This window comes from Streptomyces europaeiscabiei (assembly GCF_001550375.1).
Classification (GTDB): domain Bacteria; phylum Actinomycetota; class Actinomycetes; order Streptomycetales; family Streptomycetaceae; genus Streptomyces; species Streptomyces europaeiscabiei.
In genome coordinates, this window is sequence record NZ_LRTR01000671.1 from 1 (window position 1) to 5270 (window position 5270).

Annotated in this window: 4 protein-coding genes; 1 reads left to right on the forward strand and 3 read right to left on the reverse strand. The window is 72.2% G+C overall.

From position 1 onward, the window contains the following. From AWZ10_RS32985 to AWZ10_RS33000, 3 genes are all read right to left on the reverse strand, one after another. Nucleotides 1–194: hypothetical protein (locus tag AWZ10_RS32985; protein ID WP_159058435.1), on the reverse strand; the 194-nt coding region annotated here is incomplete at its 3' end. Between the two features lie 256 nt (nt 195–450). Next, nucleotides 451–2211 carry a S8 family peptidase gene (locus AWZ10_RS32990; RefSeq protein WP_060892822.1) on the reverse strand — a complete coding sequence of 587 codons (1761 nt, stop codon included), beginning with the start codon at nt 2209–2211 and terminating at the stop codon, nt 451–453. Between the two features lie 522 nt (nt 2212–2733). After that, nucleotides 2734–3183 (reverse strand): DUF2690 domain-containing protein, encoded by a 450-nt coding sequence (locus AWZ10_RS33000; RefSeq protein WP_060892824.1) that lies wholly within the window; start codon nt 3181–3183, stop codon nt 2734–2736. Nucleotides 3184–3448: 265 nt separating this feature from the next. Here AWZ10_RS33000 and AWZ10_RS33005 point away from each other — a divergent pair. Continuing rightward, nucleotides 3449–5270, forward strand: a 1822-nt coding sequence (locus tag AWZ10_RS33005) for an AfsR/SARP family transcriptional regulator (protein ID WP_208618595.1), incomplete at its 3' end; no start/stop codon positions are given.

Consider the following 5270-nt stretch of genomic DNA (forward strand, 5'->3'; position numbering starts at 1 on the left):
ATGCCCAGATTGATCGGCAGCACGGTGCCGACCACGAACATCACCAACAGGGCGCCTATGGAGATCACTTCAGCAGACATCGCCTCCGCGGTCCGGGCCGGGACGGCGGCCCGCCGCTCGAGCCGGCCGACACTCCTCGGGGCCGCGGGCGCGCAGCCGTGTCCGCGCTGCCCGTAGGGGGTCAGCGCGGACACGGCCTTACAGCTCCTCAGGGAGGCGCACGGTGAGCTGGACACCGTCCCCAGGCCGTCCGCGACCTTCCTGGGGACGCCGCCTCCGGCATGGTGGCCCCGACCGCGGCGTACACCACAGCCGAGGCCCATATGCCCTCTGCCGCCCAGCAGTTCGCAGCCCTGGCCGAACAGACCACAGCCCGCCTTGTCCGCGGGCGCGGGCGGGGAACTGTCGCCGACGCAGGCGTGCTGTACGCAGGCGTTGCCGGGCCCTGCGCTAGAAGGTCAGGTTCCAGGCATCGATCTTGCCTGTGTCGGAGGCCGCGTTGTCGTTGACGCGCAGCTTCCAGGTGCCGTTCGCGACCTCCGAGGAGGCGTTCACGGTGTAGGTCTGGGCGATGTTGTCGGCGCTGCCGCCGGCGTGGTTGTGCAGCGCGTAGACGGTGCCGTCCGGCGCCACCAGGTCGACCTTCAGGTCACCGATGTAGGTGTGCTTGATGTCCACACCCACCTTGAGGGTGGCCGGGGCGTTGCCGGTCACGCCGGTGACGGCGATCGGGCTCTCCACGGTCGCGTTGTCGTTGACGGCAAAGTCCGCGAGGTTCTCGAAGTACTTGCCGGGCGGCGGGGTGGTCCCGACGGCCTTGAGGGCGTCGGTCTGTCCCTCGCCGAAGAACGAGTTGTTGGCCGTCGTGCCCGTGCAGCGGCTGTCCGAGGGGCAGGCGATGTCGTTGGCCTGGGTGGCCAGCTTGGCGCGGATCTGCGCCGGGGTGATGCCCGGGTCGGCGCTGGCGATGAGTGCCGCCACGCCGACCACGTGCGGGGTGGCCATCGAGGTGCCGCTCTTGCTGCCGTAGCCGCCGCCGGGGACGGTGGAGAACACGCTGCTGCCCGGCGCCGCGATGTCGATGACGCCCTGCCCGTAGTTGGAGAACGAGGCCTTGGTGACGCCCGTGCCGTTGGCCGCGACCGTGACCACGCCCGGCAGCTCGGTCGGGATGTCGAGGCAGGCGTTGGTGATGGTGCGGGTGACCGGCGTCGAGTCGTTCGGGCTCGCGGAGTCGGTCGTCTTGTGGGCGAGGTCGTAGTTCTCGTTGCCCGCGGCGGCGATCTGGAGGGAGCCCTTGCCCTCGGCGTACTCCTGGGCGCGCTTGACGCCCTCGATGATGGCGGCCTGGTCGATGTTGTCCGGGCAGTTGAACTGCCACGGGTCCGTGTAATAGCTGTTGTTGGTGACCTGGAAGCCGTGGTCACCCGCCCAGACGAAGCCGCAGATGGTGTTCTCGGCGAAGAAGAAGGCATTGCCCGGCTCGGCGACCCGGACCGCGGCGATCTTCACCCCGGGGGCCACCCCGACGACGCCCTTGCCGTTCTTGGCCGCGGCGATGGTGCCCGCCACGTGGGTGCCGTGCGTGTCGACGTCCCGCCAGGCGCCGGCACGGGTGTCGGGCTTGCCGTAGGCGCAGGAGACCGAGTCGGCCGCATCGAAGTTGGGCGCCAGGTCCTGGTGCTGGTCGTCCACACCGGTATCCAGGACGCCGACCTTGACCGAGGCGGAGCCCGGGTTCACGGCCCAGGCCTGGTCGGCCTTGATCTGGCTCATGTCGGCCCGGACCGGTTCTCCGGCCGGGGTCGAGGCCTGAGCCGGATTGGCCGGGAGCGCCGGGTTGTAGGCGTCGGCCGGGACGTCCGAGGTGCGCGTGGCACCGACCTGCTGCACGCCGGCGACGCCGCGCATGGTGGCGGCGAATCCGCTGGACGCCGAGTGGGCGACGATCACGCCGATGGCGTCGAAGTTCGAGAAGACGGTGCCGCCGTTGGCCGCGATCGCGGAGCGGACCGCCGAACTGTCACCGGGGGCGGTGATCACGAGGTAGGCACGTGTGCCGGCCACCCAGGTCGCACTCTGGGAAGCCGGCACGGCGGCCGGCGCGTGGGCCTTGGCGGCCGGCGCGGTGGAGGGAGCGACGGGGAGCGTGCCCGCGAGGGCGCTCGGGGCGCCGAACGCGAGGGCGGCGCCGAACGTGGCCGCCAGCACCAGCGTGCGTCTAGAGCGGCTGGATATGTGGGGTATCAAAGCGTCCTCCGGAGACGGCCCGGCCGTGCTGAGGGCACCGACCGGGCCGTACGAAACGAGTGGTGGATGCAAGATGTCAGACGGGCCCTCCTGTACGGAAGTACCTTTCCGTACCGCGACGTTACGATGGCGCAGCGCGGTACTGCGGGGAACGGGCGCGGCCGACAGCAGACGAGACGTGCGGCCTTCGGCCGCACAACCCCGCGCCACCTGGGATGCCTGCCAGGCGAGCCGCACCGTGCGGCGACGATGGCGCTCCGGCAGGCCGGACATAAGGGTGACAGCCGCTGCGACATCGACGACCTTGCAAGCCGTTTCTTGGAGCCAGCCGACGCGCTGCTCTACGCCGACACTGCGGAACTGCCGTAAGAACAGCGAGACTTGCTTACCCTCGCCTCGTGACGGTCAGTCAGTACGACGGGGGCAGGGCCCGCCGCATGCGTCGCGGCGGACCCTGCCCGGTACCGGGGGTGTCGGTGCGTGTCAGTAGCTCGACGTGCGACCCGCGTAGGTCCGCGCGCCGCTGTCCCACTCGCCCTTGGCGTACGAGGTCACGTTGACGTCGTTGACCATCCGGGTGTAGCAGCCCGTGGCGCCGCGCTGCACGGAGCAGGTGTACTCGCGCCCGTCGGAGTTGCGGTGGACGGTCGCGAATGGCGTGAACTGGCCGTTCCCGTAGCTCGCGTGGGAGATGCGCGCCCACGCCGCCCGGCAGCTCGGGCTGTAGCGCAGCTCCACGTACGCCTGGCCGAGCCACACCCCGCCCACGGGGGACGTCGCGTCGTCTGCGCAGTAGGCGTCGGGGTCCTTGCCCTCGCAGGACGAGCCGTAGCAGCTCGCGGCCGGGGCCGCACTCGCGGGGGCGGCGACGGCGGTGCCCGCCCCGGCCATCATCAGGACGGACGCGGCCGCGGCCCAGCGCCGAAGGTTCATATTCTGTCTCCTCTTGGGGTGTTTCTGGGTCCAGGTCGACCCGGGCCCCTGCCGAACCCCGCACGACAGGGGACCCGGCGGCGCGATGCGACGCCCCGTCAGGATGCTGTCCTGTGCGGCTGGTTCGTACGGCGGAACGCCCGACGACCTGCGCCGTGAGGATCTACGGTGGACCTTGCGAAAACCTTGTGCCGTCCGGCGCGGTGCCGACCGGTCACGGAGGTGGCGGATCGATCGGAGGACTAGTGGAAGCACGGCGTCAACGGTGAGACTGCACTTGCTCAGCCCCCTGGAGCTGCGGGTCGGGGGGCGGGTGCGCGAGGTGGGGCAGCCGCGCCGACGGGCGGTCCTCGCGGCGCTGGCGACCGACGCCGGGCGTCCCGTCCCCGTGGACACCCTGATCGACCGCGTGTGGGACGCCGATCCGCCCGACGGGGCCAGGTCGGTCCTGTACGCGCACATCAGCCGACTGCGACGGCTCCTGGAGGACGCCGCGTCGACCGAATCGGAGGGCGCCCCGCGGGACGGGGAGGGCGGAGCGCTCCGTATCGTCAGGGCCTCCGGTGGCTACGTCCTGGAAGCGGACGAGAACGCCGTCGACCTGCTGCTTTTCCGCGCGCTCGTCGCCCGGGGCCGGTTGTGCCCCACCGAGGCCGAGCGGGTGCGTGTGCTGGAGGAGGCGCTGCGGCTGTGGCGGGGTGTGCCGCTGCCGGAGCAGGCTGGGGCCTGGACCGAGCGCATGCGGACCGTGTGGACCGGCGAGCGTATCGAGGCGGCGCTCGCCTGGGCCGGGGCCCTCCTGCACGAGGGGAGGCCACAGGAGGTGCCCGCCCTGCTCCGCCCCCTGGCGGCCGAGCACCCCCTGTCCGAACCCTTGGCCGTCATGCTCGTCCGTGCCCTGGGCGAGGCCGGGCGGACTGCGGAGGCGGTGCACGCCTACACCGGGATCCGGCGGCAGTTGGCCGACGAACTCGGTGTATCTCCGGGACGTGAACTTCGGGCCATGTACGCGGAGTTGCTGAGCGAGAGCGACACCGGGCAGCCGTCCGCCGAACCGCGCCCCGTGCCCGCCCCGGCCGTCGCCGCCGCCGCCCCGATCCCGACCCAACTCCCCATAAACGTGCGCCCCTTCACCGGCCGTGACGAGCAACTCGCCGAACTGACAGAGCATCTGCTCGCCGGGGAGGACGTCCGCCGAACGGCGGCGGTGGTCGTCTCCGGCACCGCGGGCGTCGGCAAGACCGCGCTGGCCGTCCACTGGGCGCACCGGATGCGGGACGCCTTTCCCGACGGGCAGCTCTACGTCGATCTGCGGGGCTACGACCCGGAGGAGCGGGTGTCCGCGACCCAGGCCCTCGCCGGGTTCCTCACCGCGCTCGGGGTTTCCGGGCCGGAGATCCCGCTGCGGCTCGACGACCGGGCGGCGCGCTACCGGACGGCCGTCGACGGACGGCGGCTGCTCGTCCTCCTCGACAACGCGGCCTCCGCCGCCCAAGTCAGACCGCTGCTGCCGGGCGGCCCGGACTGCCGGGTGCTGATCACGAGCCGGGACGCGCTGGCGTCGCTGGTGTCGTTGCACGGAGCGCACCGGGTGGCCCTCGACTCGCTGTCCCCCGACGACGCGACGGCGCTGCTGCGCGCGCTGATCGGACCGCGCGTGGACGCCGAGCCGGCCGAGGCCGTGGCCCTGGCAGAGCAGTGCGGGCGGCTGCCGCTGGCCCTGCGGGTGGCGGCCGAGCTGGTGCTGTCGCGTCTCGCCGAGCCCCTGGCCTGCCTGGTCGCCGAACTGCGGGACCGTCGACGACTGCTCGACCTGCTGGACGGCGACGGAGATCCGCGGGCCGCGGTGCGCACCGTGTTCTCCTGGTCCTACGACCGTCTCCCCGAGCTGCCCGCCAGACTGTTCCGGTTGCTGGGCCTGCATCCCGGTCCCGAGGTCGACGTCCACTGCGCCGCCGCCCTGGCCGGCGAGTCCGCAGACCGCGCCCGGCGTGCGCTCGACGTGCTGGCCGGCGCGCACCTGGTGCAGCGGACCGGTCCCGGCCGTTACGGCATGCACGACCTGCTGCGAGCCCACGCCGGGGAGC

Excerpts from the sequence above, each read along its gene's own strand:
- AWZ10_RS33000 (WP_060892824.1), bottom strand. The coding sequence starts at position 3,183 with ATGAACCTTCGGCGCTGGGCCGCGGCCGCGTCCGTCCTGATGATGGCC.